The 16,549-nt window shown below is 65.7% G+C and carries 14 protein-coding genes; 9 read left to right on the forward strand and 5 right to left on the reverse strand.

What is annotated here, in order from left to right; translation table 11 throughout:
* Window positions 1–52 precede the first annotated feature (52 nt).
* From CEY11_RS09730 to CEY11_RS09755, 6 genes are read left to right on the forward strand one after another with little or no spacing between them, the layout of a single operon-like run.
* Complete coding sequence (locus CEY11_RS09730) at window positions 53–781, forward strand: RraA family protein (RefSeq protein WP_088603160.1); 729 nt, start codon at window positions 53–55, stop codon at window positions 779–781.
* Window position 782: 1 nt separating this feature from the next.
* Window positions 783–2,498, forward strand: coding sequence for an ABC transporter permease (locus CEY11_RS09735; RefSeq protein WP_088603161.1), 1,716 nt, complete (start codon window positions 783–785; stop codon window positions 2,496–2,498).
* A gap of 28 nt (window positions 2,499–2,526) precedes the next feature.
* The gene (locus tag CEY11_RS09740) at window positions 2,527–3,618 is read left to right on the forward strand and encodes an ABC transporter ATP-binding protein (RefSeq protein ID WP_088603162.1); all 1,092 of its coding nucleotides are present in this window, start codon (window positions 2,527–2,529) and stop codon (window positions 3,616–3,618) included.
* A 20-nt stretch (window positions 3,619–3,638) separates the two neighbouring features.
* The gene (locus CEY11_RS09745) at window positions 3,639–4,892 is read left to right on the forward strand and encodes a 3-isopropylmalate dehydratase large subunit (protein WP_158215258.1); all 1,254 of its coding nucleotides are present in this window, start codon (window positions 3,639–3,641) and stop codon (window positions 4,890–4,892) included.
* Between the two features lie 12 nt (window positions 4,893–4,904).
* Entirely contained in the window at window positions 4,905–5,450 is a 546-nt protein-coding gene (locus tag CEY11_RS09750; RefSeq protein ID WP_088603164.1) for a 3-isopropylmalate dehydratase small subunit, read from the forward strand.
* A 42-nt stretch (window positions 5,451–5,492) separates the two neighbouring features.
* Window positions 5,493–6,566: an ABC transporter substrate-binding protein gene (locus CEY11_RS09755; protein WP_158215259.1), complete on the forward strand. Its 1,074-nt coding sequence runs from the start codon at window positions 5,493–5,495 to the stop codon at window positions 6,564–6,566.
* A 135-nt stretch (window positions 6,567–6,701) separates the two neighbouring features.
* Here the strand turns inward: CEY11_RS09755 and CEY11_RS09760 are convergent, their stop codons facing one another.
* The 3 genes from CEY11_RS09760 to CEY11_RS09770 all read right to left on the reverse strand — a co-directional run bounded on the left by CEY11_RS09760 (window position 6,702) and on the right by CEY11_RS09770 (window position 9,787).
* Entirely contained in the window at window positions 6,702–7,538 is an 837-nt protein-coding gene (locus CEY11_RS09760) for a M90 family metallopeptidase (RefSeq protein WP_088603166.1), read from the reverse strand.
* 81 nt (window positions 7,539–7,619) lie between these two features.
* Window positions 7,620–8,495 carry a carcinine hydrolase/isopenicillin-N N-acyltransferase family protein gene (locus tag CEY11_RS09765; protein ID WP_088603167.1) on the reverse strand — a complete coding sequence of 292 codons (876 nt, stop codon included), beginning with the start codon at window positions 8,493–8,495 and terminating at the stop codon, window positions 7,620–7,622.
* Between the two features lie 218 nt (window positions 8,496–8,713).
* Entirely contained in the window at window positions 8,714–9,787 is a 1,074-nt protein-coding gene (locus CEY11_RS09770; protein ID WP_408608112.1) for an Lnb N-terminal periplasmic domain-containing protein, read from the reverse strand.
* A 284-nt stretch (window positions 9,788–10,071) separates the two neighbouring features.
* Here CEY11_RS09770 and CEY11_RS09775 point away from each other — a divergent pair, with 284 nt between their 5' ends.
* Window positions 10,072–11,856, forward strand: a complete 1,785-nt coding sequence (locus CEY11_RS09775) for a solute carrier family 23 protein (protein WP_158215260.1) — start codon at window positions 10,072–10,074, stop codon at window positions 11,854–11,856.
* A gap of 3 nt (window positions 11,857–11,859) precedes the next feature.
* On the opposite strand, the gene CEY11_RS09780 is transcribed toward CEY11_RS09775, so the two are convergent.
* Window positions 11,860–12,198 (reverse strand): STAS domain-containing protein, encoded by a 339-nt coding sequence (locus tag CEY11_RS09780; protein ID WP_088603169.1) that lies wholly within the window; start codon window positions 12,196–12,198, stop codon window positions 11,860–11,862.
* Window positions 12,199–12,427: 229 nt separating this feature from the next.
* Between CEY11_RS09780 and CEY11_RS09785 the strand changes: the two genes are divergently transcribed.
* Together CEY11_RS09785 and alr are read left to right on the forward strand one after the other, a co-directional pair.
* Window positions 12,428–12,874 (forward strand): ATP-binding protein, encoded by a 447-nt coding sequence (locus CEY11_RS09785; protein ID WP_088603170.1) that lies wholly within the window; start codon window positions 12,428–12,430, stop codon window positions 12,872–12,874.
* Complete coding sequence (alr, locus tag CEY11_RS09790; protein ID WP_088603171.1) at window positions 12,871–14,064, forward strand: alanine racemase; 1,194 nt, start codon at window positions 12,871–12,873, stop codon at window positions 14,062–14,064. The genes CEY11_RS09785 and alr overlap by 4 nt, the downstream gene beginning before the upstream one ends.
* Here alr and CEY11_RS09795 read toward each other — a convergent pair.
* Complete coding sequence (locus tag CEY11_RS09795; protein ID WP_088603172.1) at window positions 14,050–16,509, reverse strand: MFS transporter; 2,460 nt, start codon at window positions 16,507–16,509, stop codon at window positions 14,050–14,052. The genes alr and CEY11_RS09795 overlap by 15 nt on opposite strands.
* Window positions 16,510–16,549: the final 40 nt, after the last annotated feature.

Genomic DNA, 16,549 nt, shown 5'->3' on the forward strand with positions numbered 1-16,549 from the left:
CGCAGCGCGGCAATGGCGCCCCGGCCAGCGGGAGCGCCTGGAGGAGGCAAACATGGCCGGCAAGGTTCTTACCGGGAAAATCGATCCGTCGCGCATCCGGCTGACCGAGATCCCTCATCTGCCCAGCGAGATCATCGAGGGCTTCCGCGAATTGGGAGACGCATCCAGCGCTGTGTCCGATGCCCTGGACTACATCGGAGTGGCCGGGGCGGTGGCAAGCTCCACGCTGATCAGCGTCATACCCGGGGCCACACTGGTGGGCCACGCACTGACGCTGCGCAACATGAAGCGCAACGGCGACATCCACCTCGCAGCCCGCGAGCGCAATTCACAGACGGCGGAAGTGGAGGCGCACAACCTTGCCGGAAAGGACGACGTACTGGTGATCCAGGGCGTGGCGGGCATCTCGAACATGGGGGGCATAGGCGCCCAGATGGGAAAGCGGCAGGGGGAAGTCGGCGCGATCATCGATGGCGGGTTTCGCGACGTGGCCGACATGAGGCGCTTGGGCTACCCCGTCTGGTCCACCGAACGCACGCCACTGACGGGTAAGTGGCGCATCGAAGCCGTCGAGATCAACGGCCCGGTCACGATCTGCGGGATCCGGGTTAACCCCGGCGACCTGGTCGTAGCCGACGACACCGGCGTATGCTTCGTGCCCATCGCGCATGCCGCCGAGGTTCTGGAATACGCTCGCAAAAAGACCGCGGCGGAACAGCGCAAGAGCGAACGAATAGCCGCAGGCGCCAGCATCGTCGAGCTGGCGGGCGGGAAGAGCTGACATGGTCAAGTCCTTCGGCTGGCCCTCCGGAGAGAGAATCATCTGGCTGGTGATCGCCGCGGCCATTCTCTGCATCGTGATCTGGCCGCTTGCAGCCAATATCGACGCAGCCTTTCACCAAGAAGGCCGCTTCGGCCTGGCACCCGAACACAGCCTGGCCGCCATATCCTCAGTCTATCTCGGCAGCGAGTACCTCGGCCTGCTCGGCAAGTCGCTGCGCCTTGCGGCATGGGTGACGCTGCTGTGCACTGCTACGGGCGTGTCGATAGCCGTGCTATTGGCAAGAACAGACTTGCCGGGCAAAGCTGCGCTCGAACTGCTGGTGGTCATGCCGCTGTTCATCAGCCCATTCACCGGCCTGATCGCCTGGGTGGCCCTGGGTTCGGCCAAAACGGGCTTCATCAACACCCTTGCCGCCACCGTGCTTCGATCGGCGGACGTGAATGTGGCGCCCATCGTGGATATCTGGACCTACGGCGGGGCCGTCTGGATCATGTATCTGTTCTTCACGCCCTTCATCTACTTGTTCACCATCGGCAGCCTGAGAACCATGGACGGGACGCTGGAGGAAGCGGCCCGTGTGAACGGCGCCTCTCCGCTAAGAACGATCTTGCGCATCACACTGCCGCTGTCCATGCCCTCCATCCTCATTGCCGCACTGACGGTATTCATCCTGACGACGGAAACCTACACGATTCCCGGGATCATCGGGAGCGTTGCCGACTTCGACGTCCTGGCCTACCGGATCTTCGAGGACGCCACGGGCGCCCCGCTCAGACTCGCGCACGCGGCGGCGGCGGCCACCATGCTGGTCGCCCTGGCGTTCTTCGGCATGCTGCTGCAGCGTCACATCACGCGCAGCGCCTCCCGATTCGTAACCGTGACGGGCAAGGGGCTGCGCACCGAGCCGATGAAGCTGGGCCGCTGGAAGCCGGCAGCCCTTCTTTTGGTCTGGGCCTATATTGTCTGCACGACACTGCTTCCCCTGGCGGCACTGACACTGTCGTCGCTGATGCGGTACAGCTCGGGCGATCTGTTCGGCCAGCCGCTGTCCTGGGCCAACTACTGGCAGTTCTTCAGCGGCGACGATATGCGTCGAGCCCTGGCGAACACGATCCTGCTCGCCTTCGGAGCCGCAGGGATATGCGTGTTCGCGGGCGCCGCCATCAGCTTCATGGACGTGCGCCGGCCCGGCATTGCGACACGCGCAGTTGCAATACTGGCCTCGGTGCCGGTGGCAGTCCCCGGGCTGGTCTTCGGCCTGGGCCTGCTGACCGTGGTACTGAAGTCGCCCCTGTACGGCACAGTATGGGTGCTGCTCATTGCCTATGTGGCCAAGTTCGTCCCGTTCGGCATAATGATGAGCCGCAGCGGCCTGCAGCAGATGCACCCCGATCTCGAGCACGCGGCCCGCATCGCAGGCGCGAATTCCCTGCAGACCATTCGATACATCACGATCCCCTTGCTGCGCTTTACGCTGCTGTCGGCGCTGTTCTGCATCGTCGTGCTGTGCTTCAAGGAACTCTCGGCCTCGGTCATTCTTTACACCAAGAACAGCGAGGTTCTGTCGGTGCTGGCCTGGAATTACATGGGATCGGGAAATTACCAGTTCGCGGCGACCTTGGGCGTCCTGCAATGCATGATCATTATTATTCTCGTCGTCGCCATACGCGCGCTATTCGGAATCAAGCTCGAGCGCGCGATGGGGAAGTCCTGACGGGCAGCCGGGCACAACGGAATCGGAAATGAGCGCCATCAGAATCAACGGACTCGTCAAACGGCACGGAGGCGTCGCGGCGGTTCAAGGCCTCGACCTCGAAGTCGAGCCCGGCGAATTGGTCGTACTGCTGGGCCCGAGCGGATGCGGCAAGACCACCACGCTGCGTTGCCTGGCGGGCCTGGAGGACGCCACGGAAGGAGAGATCCATATCGGAGGAGCCCTCGTTTCCCGCCCGGGATACAAGACACCTCCCGAGAAGCGGTCGATCGGCATGGTTTTCCAGTCGTACGCATTGTGGCCACACATGACCGTGGCGGAAAACCTGGCTTTCGGCCTGCGGCTACGCCGGCTGCCCGCAGCCGAGGTTTCCGAGCGCGTGGAAACCGCGTTGCGCCTGGTTGGCCTGTCCGCGCTCGCTACACGCAACGCCGGCGAGCTTTCGGGCGGGCAGCAACAGCGTGTGGCGCTGGCGCGCGCCATTGTCCTGGAACCGGAAATCCTGCTGTTCGACGAACCGCTGTCGAACCTGGACGCCAAGATGCGGGAGCGCATGAGGCTGGAAATCCGCGAACTGCAAAAGCGTCTCGGAATCACCACGGTATATGTGACTCACGACCAGCAGGAGGCCATGGTCATCGCGGATCGCATCGTGCTGATGAACGCGGGCCGCGTCGAACAAATGGGCGCTCCGCGGCAATTGTACGAACGGCCCGTGACACAGTTCGCGGCCGACTTCATCGGGGTGGCCAACGCACTGGGCGGGGTCGTACACAGCATCGATGGCGCGCGCACGACCGTGGCCGTCGGCAATGCCATGCTGGAGTGCACGACGCAGAACGACTGCCGCCAGGGCGACGCTGTCGACGTCATTATCCGCCCTGAACACGTAAGCGTCATCCCCGAACACGAAGGCACGGCCAACTGCTTGCGGGGCCAGGTGACGGACGTCATTTTTCTCGGGAGCAGCACCGACATCGGCATCGCTTCGGGCATCGGCAGCCTGCGCGCCCAGGTCAGCCCGCCAGGCGTCGAGGTTCCGGGCCAGGAGGTGCGGCTGAAGGTCAATCCAGCCGCCATAGTGCTGCTGCGCCGGGAACCGGCTGTCAACAAGGCATGAACAGGAGTCGCAAGATGGGCATGACTATTTCAGAGAAACTGCTGGCGCAAGCTTCGGGCAGGGATCGGGTGAAGCCAGGCGAGATAGTTTCGCCGATACCGGAACTGGTGATCGTACACGACGGGTATCTCGAGACCGCCTACGAACAGCTGAAGGAGATCGGCTACCGCAGTATTGCCAATCCGGAACGCGTCATGGTCGTCACCGATCACAACGTCATCCAGGTCACGCCCCGGGCAGTCGAGCGCAGCCGGGCGAACCGGCGCATCGCAGCGGAATGGAAGGTCGGCCATTTCTTCGATGTCGGCCGCGGCGGCCATGGCCATATTTTCCCGATGGAAGCCGGCTTCGTGCGACCGGGGATGTTCCTGTTCTCTTATGACATGCACTGCACGAATTTCGGCGCAATAGGGGCCTTCGCGCTAAGGGCCGGCCCCGACATTCCCGTGGTGCTTGCCACCGGAACCCTCTGGACCATCGTGCCGGAAACACTACGCATCGAGCTGGTCGGCAGGTACCGGCCCGGAGTCCACGCCCGCGACCTCGGGTTCCGCCTGTCGTCGGATCTAACGTCGGGCCGCCACGGCGTGGAATTCGATCACCGGGTGGTGGAATTCGGCGGGGAACAGGTAGAGGCCATGCCGGTCGCCGAGCGCATCGCGCTGTGCAATACATTGACCGAGATCGGCGTCAATAACGTCATGTTTCCACCCATGTCGATCGACGGGAAGCGCGTCGCCCGCCCCGTCGCAAGTGATCCGGACGCACACTATGAAAGTCGCCTGACGCTCGATCTGGAACAGCTGGTGCCGCAGGTGGCGCTTCCCGGCGGCCCCGATCGCGCGGCGGACATCGGGGACGCCGCGGGGACGCCGGTAGACCAGGCGTTCCTGGGCTCCTGCGGATCAGGGATGTACGAAGATTTCAAGCTCGCCGCCAAGTTGCTCCGGGGGCGCAAGATCGCCCCAAACGTGCGCTTCTTCGTCGTGCCCGGCACGGTTTCCATCGCCAAGCGGCTGGCCGACGAAGGAATCGCGCAGCAGTTTCTCGATGCCGGCGCGATGTTCCTGCCGGCGGGATGCGGCCCCTGTACCGGAGGCATCGGCGCGCCTCTCGGCCCTGGCGAGGTCTCTATTTCCACGGCAGCGACCAACGGCGTCGGCCGCATGGGCTCAAAGGAAGCCCGCTGCTACTTGGCCAGCCCCATCACTGTGACCGAGTCGGCGATTGCCGGCCACATCGTCGACCCGCGCACAACCGGCAAACCGCACTGAAGGAGTTCGATCATGGGAACATTCGAGGGCTGGAAGACGCGCGGACGATGCCACGTGCTTGGAGACGATATCCCGCACGACGGCGCAGTCATGCCATTCGACCTGGTCACCGCCAAGGTGCGGGATCCGGAATTATTGATCTCCCACCTATTCGAAGCCGTCGACCCCGGCCTGCGCGCCCGGCTGCAACCCGGCGACTTTATTGTGGCGGGGCGCAACTTTCTATGCGGCAAGGCCCACAACCAGGGTCTCATCGCCCTGAAGGCGCTGCAGATACGAATACTTTGCGAGTCCATGCCTTTCAGGTCGTTCCGCGGTGCCATAGGGTTGGCGCTGCCGTGCCTGGTGGGCTGCACGGGAATCACCGGGTTTCTGAAAGACGGGGACGAAATCGAAGCCGATCTCGAAACAGGAGAAGTAATACGCCTCGCCGCGGGCGAGAGCAAGAACTATCCGCCCATCTCGCCGACCGTCAAGGCGATCGTCGAGGAAGGCGGGATGCGAGGCATGTTGGCGAAGTGGCTGGAAGACCACCCCGAACGCCGTCTTCCGGCGTGACGAAGGCTGTGTGAAAGCGACAACAACCTGGAGACAATGATGATGAGTACCCGAAACCTGCTTATCAGTGCAATCCTGCTCTTGTACCCCCTGGCGGCTCCTGCCGCGCAATCCTACCCCGTGGATGACGCCCAGCTTTATGCCAACGCGAAATCGCACGAAGACGGAAAGATCGTATGGTATCTGAATCAACCGCTGGAGCCCCTGCGGCTGGTGGCGAATGAATTCGAAAGGCAGTATCCCGGCATGAAGGTAGAACTGCAGCGGGCCGTGGGAGGACAGCTCCTGCAGAAATTCGTCCGGGAATCGGACGCCAAGCAGAACATCGCAGATCTGGTGCAGATCAGTGACCCGGTAATGATGCGCGATCTGGCGCAAGGCAATTACCTGGCGCACTGGAAGGTACCCACCCATGACCGGATACCCGCTGGCTATCGGATCGGTGATCAGGCTTACTCCGCGATCATTACCGACATGGCGATTCCGTACAACGCCAACAAGCTGACGCCGGAAGAAGTGGCAATTCTGCAGAAGGGCTGGGACGGCGTGCTCGACCCCAGGTTCAAAGGCCGGTTCGCGGTGTCGAGCTCCCGTAGCGGCATAGGCTACGCGGGTTTGAGCATGTTCCTGGATCCGGCGCTGAAAGACCGGTATGGAGAGAAATTCCTGGCCAAAGTCATCCAGCAAAAACCCGCGGTCTACTCGGATGGTGCGATGGCGCTGGATCGCGTGGTCGCCGGCGAACAGGACTTCTTTTTCTGGTTCACCGAGGGGCCTTCTGTAACAAAATGGATGCAGGGCGCCCCGCTGCGCTGGATCGAACCCAGCCCACGTCCCGCTTATCCAAACGCCCTGCAAGGCATTTCGGCGGCAGCGCCGCATCCAAACGGCGCACGATTGTTCCAGGACTGGCTGACCAGCGACGCGGGCGCCAAAGCACTGCAGGACAAATACGGCGTTCGCACTTCACTGGAGGGCGTCCCCGACACGCGCAAGGCGGCCCAGCAGCCCTGGTCCCCCAAGCCCAAGGACTATCACATCGACCTGCAACGCTGGGCAAAAAATTACAGCGCGACGCAGAATCTCTGGGCCAAGATTCTAAAAGAAAATCGCTGAAGCACCCCTGCCCGCCCGACGAACCAGACGGACTTGCCGCCGACCGGAACCGCCGCCCGCGCACACCTTTGAAGGCGGCATGAACCGTCATGGTTCCCGCGGTGCAGTGCCGGCGTGGCAGCCGGCAGCTTTGCCCTATCCCAGCCTCAGCAGCGGATCCTGCCGGTAGTAGCGCGCCAGCAAGCCATACCATTCGGGCAGGTCGCGCGCCAGGGGCGCGGGGCTGACGAAGAAAGCTTCGGAGCTGACGGCGAAGAATTCCGCTACGTCGGTGGCGGCGTAGGGATCCAGCGGCAGCCTGTCATACCAGCGCGAGGCCGCGGCGGACTCCGGATCCACATGGCGCGGGATGTCGGCCTCGACCGCGTCCAGCATGCGCTCGAAGCGATCCAGCGAAGCCTCCAGCACGCGCTGCCATTCGCGTGGCCGGATGTCGCGGTGCGCATGCAGGGCGGGCATGCCATCGGCCTCGCCGCCGTGCAGATCCAGCTTGTGCGCAAATTCGTGTATGACGACGTTGGTCTGGCGCGGCGCGCCGGGCGCGCTGTCTTCCCACGAAAGAATGACGGGGCCGCCGTCCCAGGCTTCGCCGGACGCGGGCTGCAGATATTCGTGCACCACGCCGCTGTCGTCGACCTCGCGGCGCGGGATGATGAAGCCCTCGGGGTACAACACGATCTCGACCCAGCCCTCGTAGAGCACCGGGTCGAGCTCGAGAATGGGCAGAGCCGCCTGGATGGCCACCGACATCCTGATCGCGTCCGTGACCTCGAGGCCGCGCACGCCGGTATAGGTCTTGCTGGCCAGCAGCCACGCGGCGCGACGCCGCAAGGCCTCGTCCTGCTGCGGCGACAGGCCGCGCAGGAACGGCAGCGCCGCTACGGCGGCGCGCCAGTCCGGGTCGGAGATGCGCGCCAGCTCGCGCTCGACCTGCCGCCGGCCGGCGCCGCGGCCGCTCAGCCATCTGAACATATGCCCGATTCCTTGATGAACATCGACGACGCCAGTGCCCGTCAGCGCCCATAGTAGCAAGCGCAGCGGCAGGCACGACGGTCAATGGCCGGGCGCGGAATGATCGGGCGCGGCCCAGAAGGCATCATTCAGCGTATATGTCCGCACCACTTCGGGCGCACCGGGGTTGTCCAGCACGACGCGCAGGGTCTGCGCGCCCCGCGCGGGGGATTCGATGATCCAGGACGCCAGGGTGGCTTCCTTGCGGCCCGTGCGCCACAGGCTGTCGTCGGGCCCGTCGCGGCGGTCGCGGCTGATGGCCACGTAGCTATCCAGGGTGTAGGGCCGCGGCGCATCGTTCAATAGCTGGCTGACGCGCCGGTAGCGCGTCGCGCTGCTGCGGCCGACCTTGATATTGAACTCGGCCAGGGCGCGATCCAGGTAGTAATTGGTGTGGGCGATGGCGCCGCGATCCAGCACCTTGTAGGCGTAGCGGCCGTGCAGGCCGATTTCCGCCACGAGAACCTTGTGGCGATCCGAGACCATCAGGAACATGGCGCGAGACTGCGAAAAGATTTCATCCGCATGCGCGGCGAGTTCGTCCACGCTGCCGTAGTGCGCCAGGATGCGGCTCAGGATGCCGTGCTTGCCGGGCTGCGAGGCGCGCAGCCGGCTGGGGATGCTGCTGGCCGAGGCGGTGACGGCCGACAGGCCTTGCCGATTGACGCCGCTCTTGATGCCGCGCGCGCGGCCATCGATGGCATACAGGCCGAAATACGCAATGCCGTGGTTGGGATGGCGGTATTCCAGCACCTGATGCTGGCCTGGCGCCCAGTCGCGGTTCTTGGAAAGCAGCGTGCCGCCGGCCGCAACCTGCGAGCCGGCAGAGGCCCATAGCGTGCAGGCTCCGGCCGGCATGGCCAGAGCGACGGCCAGGCAGGCCGCGGTGCAATTCAGAAAAAACGAGGTCTTGGGCATGATGAACGGTGCCGAGCAAGAAACGCATGGCGCAGCGTGCGTGCATGCGTGCGGCGGCACGCCTCCAGTTTGCCGCGCCGGCCGTGGGCGCGCAAGACGGCTTCGAAGCCTGCCGCCATCCAGTCGTTTCACTCGATTTCGCAGCCAGGCAGTCAAGCCGGCCGGCAGCCGCCAGCGCTGCCCGCGGCGGCTGTCGAATCTGCTCCGCGCAGGCGCCGCTACGCGCTTGCGGGCCGGGCCGGCTCGGCAGCAGCCTGCCGCGGCTCTATTCCCGGCACGCCACGCCGTATCGCCGCGGAAAACCCCGCGGCGTCGCCCTCGGCCAGCGCTCTATCGGTATAACGGCCGCGGCTGCGGTATTCGGCCACGCTGTCGGCACCCCGCAGCGCGCCCAGGTCGTACAAGTATTCCGGCAAGTAGCCGCAGGCCACCAGGCGATAATCCAACGGCAGGCCAGGCACGATGCGGTTCATCATCTTGAAGATGATGGTGGTGCAGTTGGCGGTGATGGTGTTGTAGAAACGCGGTTTGTCCACCAGCCGGTTGGCCCGGCGCACGTAGGCCAGGAACAGCGACCTCATGGCCTCCGGCGCCATCGGTACCCGGTAGATATAAGAGTCTTCGCCGCGCATATTGGTGCGCACCAGCAGGATGTCGCGCTCGTCGGCGGCGACCACGCTCAATTCGTACTGCCGGAAGAAGCCTCCCAGGGTGGAAAACGCGTCGCCCTTTTTGCGGCGTATCTCTACGGAAAACACGACGTAGCGGTCTTCGCCGAAGCCAAAGGATACCAGCGCATGGGCAATGCCGGGGTGCATCCAATACGACAGGATCAGATCGGTGGACTGCAGCCGCCGCAGGTCGTAGGCGCGGGTTTCCCAGCGCACATCGAAATCGTCGGCGCTGCGCCAGTGGAAATTGCGCACGTTTTCCAGCGTGACCAGGTCGCCGTCGACCGTACCCTGGGTCTGGCAGGCCACATCGGGTATCCAGTCCCGGTCGTTGCTGGGGCGCACCGCGGCCCACCATGCCAGCACCAGCACCACGGCGCCCAGATACAGGCTGGCGCTCAGGGGCCGCGCCGCCGGCCACTGCGGCAGGAAGAACCCGACAAGAAACAAGCAGGCCGCGGCCAGCCACAAGACGAGCAGCGCCCTGCCCACCACCAGACCGCCGGGTTTGCGCACCCAGAGCGCCAGGCCGGCCCACACAGTAAAGGCCAGGGCCAACACGATTTGCAGAATCAGAATCCCCTCCGTATGTGCGTCACCGGGAGCTGCGGCCGTCGGCAGCGTCGCCAAGCCAACTATTCTATATGCAGGACGCGCCCGCACGCAGGACGCCGGGCGCGCCACGGGGTTCCCCAGCCAGGCGGCCCGAACCGGGAAGCCCGGACAAAGGATTCCGAACCCGGCCTGCCGGAACCGGCTTGCGGCTTTTTTTCGGCGCTCCGCGGGTGGTGCTTCAGCATATACCCTACGTCCACGCCGCCGCCGCGCCACGTACAATACGCAAAACTATAAACGCCACGCGCGCGGACTTCGCCCCACAGGCCGGGCCGCAGCAGGCCCTTTCCGTGCATGCGAGCACCATGGCCCTGTTCTCGAAGATCAAGCTGCCTCCCGTCCCCGCGTTCAGGCGCCCCGCGGATCTGGTCTACGCGCTGGGGGAAAAGCCGCCCGCTTTTACCCTGTTCGGGCTGGCCGTACAGCATATGGTCACGGCCCTTACCTGTGTCGTCTACGTGCTGGCCGCCGCCAAGATCGGCGGCCTGTCGGCGGCCAGCACACAGGGGCTGGTGACGGCCACCACGCTGGGCATGGCGCTGGCCACGTTTTTCCAGGCCTGGGGCGGCCGCCTGGGCTCGGGGCTGATGCTGGTAGACATCCCGTCGCCGCTGCTGATCGTGATCGGCGGTTCGATCATCGGGCAATTCGGCATTGCCGGCGCTGCCGCAATGAGCCTGACCAAGGGCCTGGTGTCGCTGGCAGCCAGCGTGGTGGTGCCCAGGCTGCGGGCGATCCTGCCGCCCACTGTGGCCGGCGTGGTGGTGTGCATCGGCGGCCTGTCGCTCGTCGCCCCCGCACTGACGCACATGACGGGACTGCAAAGCGGGGCCATGGACGGCGCCGACATCCTGATAGGCACGGTGACGCTGCTGGTGATCGTGGCCCTGTCCATCTGGGGCAATCGCCGGCTCAAGCTGGCGGCGCTGCTGGCAGGGCTGCTGGCCGGCGTGATACTGGCCGCCGTACTGGGCAAGCTGCACGGCATGGCGCTGCTGAGCAAGTCATCGGTGCTGGCGCTGCCGCAATTACATCTGCCCAACCTGGCGGTGGATCCCGCCGCCCTGGCGGCGGTCGCACTGGTGTCGCTGATGGCGCAACTCGACTCGCTGGGCAGCCTGGTACTGATGCACAAAATGAACGACGCCGACTGGCGCCGCCCCAGCATGCGCCTGGTAAGCCACGGGATACGTGCCAACGGCCTGGGCAATCTGCTGGCTTCCTGCCTGGGCTCGTACCCGACCGGCATGTCGTCGGCCAACCTGGCACTGTGCCACATCAGCCGTTCGACCTCGCGCTGGATCGGCCTGGTGACGGCGCTGCTGCTGGCCGTCAGCGCCTTTCTGCCGCAAGTGGCGCTGGGCCTGACGCTGATCCCGACCTCGGTGGTCGGCGCCATCGAAGTGTACGCCGCCGCCTACCTGGTGGTATCCGGCATCGAGCTGATCGCGTCGCGGGCCCTGGACTCGCGCGGCATCTTCATGATCGGCCTGTCGTTCGTGGCCGGCCTGGGCGTAATGGTATTGCCTCAGCTTGCCGACCAGGCGCCCGCGGCGCTGCATTTCGTGGCGCGCAGCGGCATCATCACCGGCGGGGTCATGGCCATCGTGCTCAACGCGATATTCCGCCTGGGCACTTCGCAGCGGGCCGTGCTGCATATCGACGAGGCCAGCCACAGCGAACGCATGCGCCGCATCGTCGAATTCGTGGAATCCAGCGGCGCACGCTGGAGCGCCAGGCGCGACGTGGTACGCCGCGCCGCGCAGGCCATGCTGGAAGGCGCAGAGGCGCTGGAAGCCGCCGGCGAAGGCCGGCGCCTGGTGCAGGTACAGGGCAGTTTCGACGAATTCAACCTGGACTTCGAACTGCTGTACCAAGGGCCCGCGTTACTGCTGGAACCCTCGGCCGAGCCGAGCCCCGCCGCGCTGCTGGACATGCGGGAAGAAGATTTTCACAATGTATTGGGGCGCGCGCTGTCGGGTGTGTCGCACATGCTGCTCAAGAGACTGGCCGACCGCGTGACCAGCGGCACGCGCGGCCGGCTTTCATACCTGCGCCTGCATCTTAATCACTGACGTTCAGCCCGCGAGCCTGGCCAGAGCCGCGGCGCGATCCGGGACGACATTGAGAATCGACAGAAAGCCGCTGATCTCGAACACCTCGGTTACGTTCGGCTGCAGCCCGCACAGAATCAATTGCCCGGAATTCTGCTTCAGGCGCTTGGCCAGCATCAACACCACCCGCAGGCCTGCGCTGGAGATGTAGTCGAGCTGGGACAGGTCGAGCACACAGCGCCGCTCTTCTTTGCCGATGGCGGCCACCAAGCCGGCCTCGACCTCGGATGCATTGGCGCTGTTGACCTGTCCGGCCACGGACACGACCTGGATCTCGCCGATTTTTTCGCTTGCAAGACTCATAGACAAACCATAGAGGTGGGTGAAGTGATTACCGTATTACCGCATTGTAATTCACTGTAATTAATTATTTCGCATTTAAGCGGCTGAATAATATAATACGCGACAAACCTGCCGTCGGCACAGCTTGCCTTGCGACACGATCGGTGCGCCGGGCCGGCCTGCATCGGCAGCCGCACAACCCGCCTCCAGAGGCGCGTTTGACTGGGTGGCTTCCCCAGCCCACACACTTATGCAGACACTCGCCTCTCTGACGCTGACTCCCGGGCCCGACGCCGTGACCCAGGCGCTGGGCTGGCTCGAGACGGTGGGTGAACAGGCCCGGTGGCCCACGCGCACGACCTTCAAGCTCAGCCTCTGCCTGGACGAGGCGCTAAGCAATATCGTCATGTACGGCTTCAAGCATGCGGCGGGCGATAGCGGCACCGGCGTCATCAGGCTCGCCGTGCACCAAGACGCGCAGCATGTGCTGCTCGACCTCTACGACAATGGCGTGCCGTACGATCCCACCCAGCAAATGCCGCGTGATCTCGACAGCTCTATCGAAGACGCAGAAATCGGCGGCCATGGCCTGCGCCTGATGCGGCATTATCTGCTCGACATCCAATATCAGCATACCGGCGCAGAAAACCATCTGCGCATGACCGCCGCATCCGAAACCGAAGCGGGCCGCGCATGAAAACCCTGCAGCCTGCCGCTCCGCAGCCGCAGGTTCGCAGCCAAGCGGCGCAGCACGGCTGCGTGGCCATTATCAGCCGCCAGGCCATCGCCCACAATGTAGATACAATTCGCCATCGACTCGACCAGGATGGCCAGCGCGACGGCCCGCGCCTGTGGGCCGTGGTCAAGGCCGACGCCTATGGCCACACGCTGGCTCACGTGCTGGGCGGACTGGGTAAGGCCGACGGGCTGGCGGTGCTCGAACTCGAAGAAGCCCATCTGTGCCGCGCCATGGGCTGGCGCAAGCCCATCCTGATCATGCACGCGCGCTACACCGCGGCAGATCTAAGCGATCCGGGCCTTGCGCCGCTGCACGTCGTCGTCGACAACGACGAACAGCTGCGCCACCTGGAAGCGCTGGCACAGCGCCCCGGGCCGCATGCCTGGCTGCGCTACCGGGGCAGCCTGAATCATTCGGGCTTTGCCGCCGCGGCCTACCGCCGCGCCTACGACAGGCTGCACAAGCTGCTGCAGGCGGGCCGACTGTCCGGCCTCGGGCTGCTGCAGCACTATGCGCGCGCCGAAGAAGCCGAACACCTGCGCGAGGAACGCCGAGACTTCGAAGCCGTCTTCGCCGGCCTGCCCGGCCCGCGCTGCACCGAGAATTCGGCGGCTCTGCTGTCCGACCCGGGCTACGCCGGCAGCGGCGACTGGGTGCGCAGCGGCATAGCCCTTTACGGCATCAGCCCGCTGGCCGGCGTCGACGGCCGCGGCCTGGGCCTGCTGCCGGCCATGACGCTCAGCGCGCCCATCCATGATGTACAACTGCTTGCCGCCGGCGACCCGCTGGGCTATGGCGCCACTTTCCGGGCCGCGCACCAGCTGCGCGTGGGGCTGGTGCATTGCGGCTACGCCGACGGCTACCCGCGCAACCTGGTAGCGGCAGGCACGGTGCTGGTGCAGGGGCGCCCGTGCCGCATCATCGGCCGCATCTCTATGGACTCCATCACCATAGATCTCAGCGGCCACCCGCAGGCCAGCCCGGGCACCCCGGCCGTGCTGTGGGGGCCTCCAGATCTGTCGGTGGAAGCCGTGGCGCTAAGCGCCGGAACCATACCTGCACAACTGTGCGTGGGGATCACCGGCCGCGTGCCGCGCCTTGCCGAAGCCGCGGAGGCAAGCGGCGCGGCAGGTTCAGGAAGCCCTTAAGGCCGGGGCGCTGCTAAGCGGTGCAAGCACCAGGAAGGCCAGCGTGGCCACCAGGTACAAGACGCCCGTAAGCGCCAGGCCGCCCGAGATCCCCACCGAGGCGAACAGCGCCCCCACCGCCAAGGGCCCCAGCATCTGCCCGAACTTGTCGGCCGCGCGCATCACGCTGGTGGCGCCGCCCGCCCCGTAGCGCTGCACATGATCCAGCGACAGCATGTAGGCCGTCTGGGCGCCTCCGGCCAGGCAACTGGCCAGGGCCAGCAGCACCACCGCCAGCCCCGCGGCGACCACGCCGCTGGCGAAATACAGGCTCAGCAGGCCGACGCTGCCGATCACCCCGCCGGCGGCGATCCAGTATTTTTTATAGGCGCTGCGGTCGGCCAGCCTGCCCATGTACGGCCCGACGTAGATCACGCAGAAGCCATACAGCATCAGGATGCGGCCGACGGTTGCCGCGCTGGCGTGATATTCCTCCATGTACAAGGGCAGCGCATAAGTGAGCAGCCCAACCTGGGCTATGGAGAACGGCACCACGCAACCCAGCAGCAGCATGCCGAAATCGCGTGTCGCAAGCAGCTCGCGCAGCGCCTTCCAGGAACGTATCACCGGCCCGGCGATCACCTGCGTGGCCTTTTGCGTTCCCGCCACATGGCGATACGGCCACATCAATGTGAAGACACCCAGCGTCGGCAGCGCCAGCAGCACGGCCCCGGCGACGAATACCGCCACCGGCCCGAGCTGCTGCATCAGCATGGCGCCCACCGCGGCACCCGAAAGATGGCCGGCGAACAGCCCGGCGACCACCAGCGCCATGTTGCGGCCGCGATAGGCGGCCGGGCTGCGGATGACGATGAAGCCCTGCAGCCCCATCCAGGTCAGCCCATAGCCCAGCCCCACCAGTCCGCGCGCCACGATGAAAGCGGGCAGCGAACCGGCCAGCGCGCAGGCCAGGTTGCCGGCCACCGACCCCAGCAGGCCGGCCAGCACCGGGAACTGCCAGCCGCGGCGATCGCTCAGGCGGCCGGCCAGCAGGGCAGTCAACAGGCCGCAGGCCATTTCCGCGGCGATGGGCAGCGCCATGAGCAGGGCGCCCTGCCCCGGCGCATCGCCCACCAGGCTGCGCGCGTAGATCGGCAGGAAGCTCAGCGGCAGCGCCATCGCGAACAGGAAGCCGAACATCACCGGGCGCACGATCGCGCCCACATTGGACGGGTCGTCCAGCCCCACCGGCTCGCCTCCCGCACTCGGCGCACGCACCGCGAACGCCCGATCCATCAGCAGGTTCAGCAATAGCAGCAGCTCGATGGCCGCCACCAGCGCCACGGCCGCCACGGTGGCGGCATCCAGCGCACGGGCGCGTATGCCCGCGGCCAGCAGGCGCGGATCGAGCAGCACTTGCAAGGACGCCAATACCGGGCCTTTTCCTTGCGCCTTGAGCGGGAAGCTCAGGGTGTCGTGGGGCTCGGCCGGCGCGGCGCCGGCCAGCGGCATGGCGCCGTGCGCATTGGCACGATTCAGCAGACGCCCCTGCGCATCGACCAGGCGCAGCTCGCCGATGACGGGAAAGGCCGAGGCCAGTCGTGCCATGGGCTGCTCGACGCCGCGCAGGTGGGTGGGCTCGATGCCGTAGCCCAGGACGCGGTCGAGCGAACCCTGCAGGCCCTGGGCCAGCACCTGGGTGTTGTCGCGCGTGACGCGGATCCAGACATCGCGGAAGGTGTGTATGGTATAGGCCGCATAGACCCCCTGGGCCAGCAGCAGCACCAGCAGCGGCACCAGCATGCGGGCCCGGCTCGCCGCCGCGACCTCGTACAGCGGCATCGCATAGCGGAAGGCCAGCCCCAGGACGATCGCGGCGCACAGCGTGGACAGCCCCAGCACCGTCAGATTGTCGATCATCAGGGTGCTCTGGCGCATTTCCTGCGGGTGCACCTGCAAGACCACGGCGCCCTGCAAGCTGCCGTGGTCGCGCAACAGCGGCACGGCCACCCGGATGCCCTGCGCGTCGGCCTGGTGCACGCTGCCCGGGCCCGCCGCGCGGGCATGGCCGTGTTCGTCGGTCAGGTTCGAGCGCAAATCGCGCAGCAGCGCCGCCGTCTGCAAGGGGGTGCCCACCGAAGCCAAAGCCTGCCCATCGGCCAGCACCACGCTGGCGCCGGAAAGATCGGGAATGCGATGCTGCAGGTCGTCGAGCATGGCCGACAGGCCGAAGAACTGCGCCAGGGGCTTGCCCAGCCGCATGCCGTTCTGGATCTGGTCGGAAGTCTGGCGCGCCAGCAGCTGCACGCGATCGGCCGTGTTGTCGATGATCTGGCGGTTCAGCGCCGACAGGCTCAATGCCCCGATCAGTCCCTGGGCCAGCAGCAGCACCAGCATGCAGGCCAACAGTACGTCGCGCAAGGGATGACGGCGGCTCTTCACTTCCGATACAGAACTATTCTTCATAGCAGAGCCACGCCGCTATTGCACGCCGGGCCTTCTCCGG

Source organism: Candidimonas nitroreducens (assembly GCF_002209565.1).
In the GTDB taxonomy this organism is placed as follows: Bacteria; Pseudomonadota; Gammaproteobacteria; order Burkholderiales; family Burkholderiaceae_B; genus Candidimonas; species Candidimonas nitroreducens.

What these genes read in the sequence shown, in the direction of transcription:
- CEY11_RS09780 (WP_088603169.1), bottom strand. Translation starts at nt 12,198, where the DNA reads ATGAGTCTTGCAAGCGAAAAAATCGGCGAGATCCAGGTCGTGTCCGTG.
- CEY11_RS09760 (WP_088603166.1), bottom strand. Translation starts at nt 7,538, where the DNA reads ATGTTCAGATGGCTGAGCGGCCGCGGCGCCGGCCGGCGGCAGGTCGAG.
- CEY11_RS09795 (WP_088603172.1), bottom strand. Translation starts at nt 16,509, where the DNA reads ATGAAGAATAGTTCTGTATCGGAAGTGAAGAGCCGCCGTCATCCCTTG.
- CEY11_RS09750 (WP_088603164.1), top strand. Translation starts at nt 4,905, where the DNA reads ATGGGAACATTCGAGGGCTGGAAGACGCGCGGACGATGCCACGTGCTT.
- CEY11_RS09735 (WP_088603161.1), top strand. Translation starts at nt 783, where the DNA reads ATGGTCAAGTCCTTCGGCTGGCCCTCCGGAGAGAGAATCATCTGGCTG.
- CEY11_RS09755 (WP_158215259.1), top strand. Translation starts at nt 5,493, where the DNA reads ATGAGTACCCGAAACCTGCTTATCAGTGCAATCCTGCTCTTGTACCCC.
- CEY11_RS09740 (WP_088603162.1), top strand. Translation starts at nt 2,527, where the DNA reads ATGAGCGCCATCAGAATCAACGGACTCGTCAAACGGCACGGAGGCGTC.
- alr (WP_088603171.1), top strand. Translation starts at nt 12,871, where the DNA reads ATGAAAACCCTGCAGCCTGCCGCTCCGCAGCCGCAGGTTCGCAGCCAA.
- CEY11_RS09730 (WP_088603160.1), top strand. Translation starts at nt 53, where the DNA reads ATGGCCGGCAAGGTTCTTACCGGGAAAATCGATCCGTCGCGCATCCGG.
- CEY11_RS09745 (WP_158215258.1), top strand. Translation starts at nt 3,639, where the DNA reads ATGACTATTTCAGAGAAACTGCTGGCGCAAGCTTCGGGCAGGGATCGG.
- CEY11_RS09765 (WP_088603167.1), bottom strand. Translation starts at nt 8,495, where the DNA reads ATGCCCAAGACCTCGTTTTTTCTGAATTGCACCGCGGCCTGCCTGGCC.
- CEY11_RS09785 (WP_088603170.1), top strand. Translation starts at nt 12,428, where the DNA reads ATGCAGACACTCGCCTCTCTGACGCTGACTCCCGGGCCCGACGCCGTG.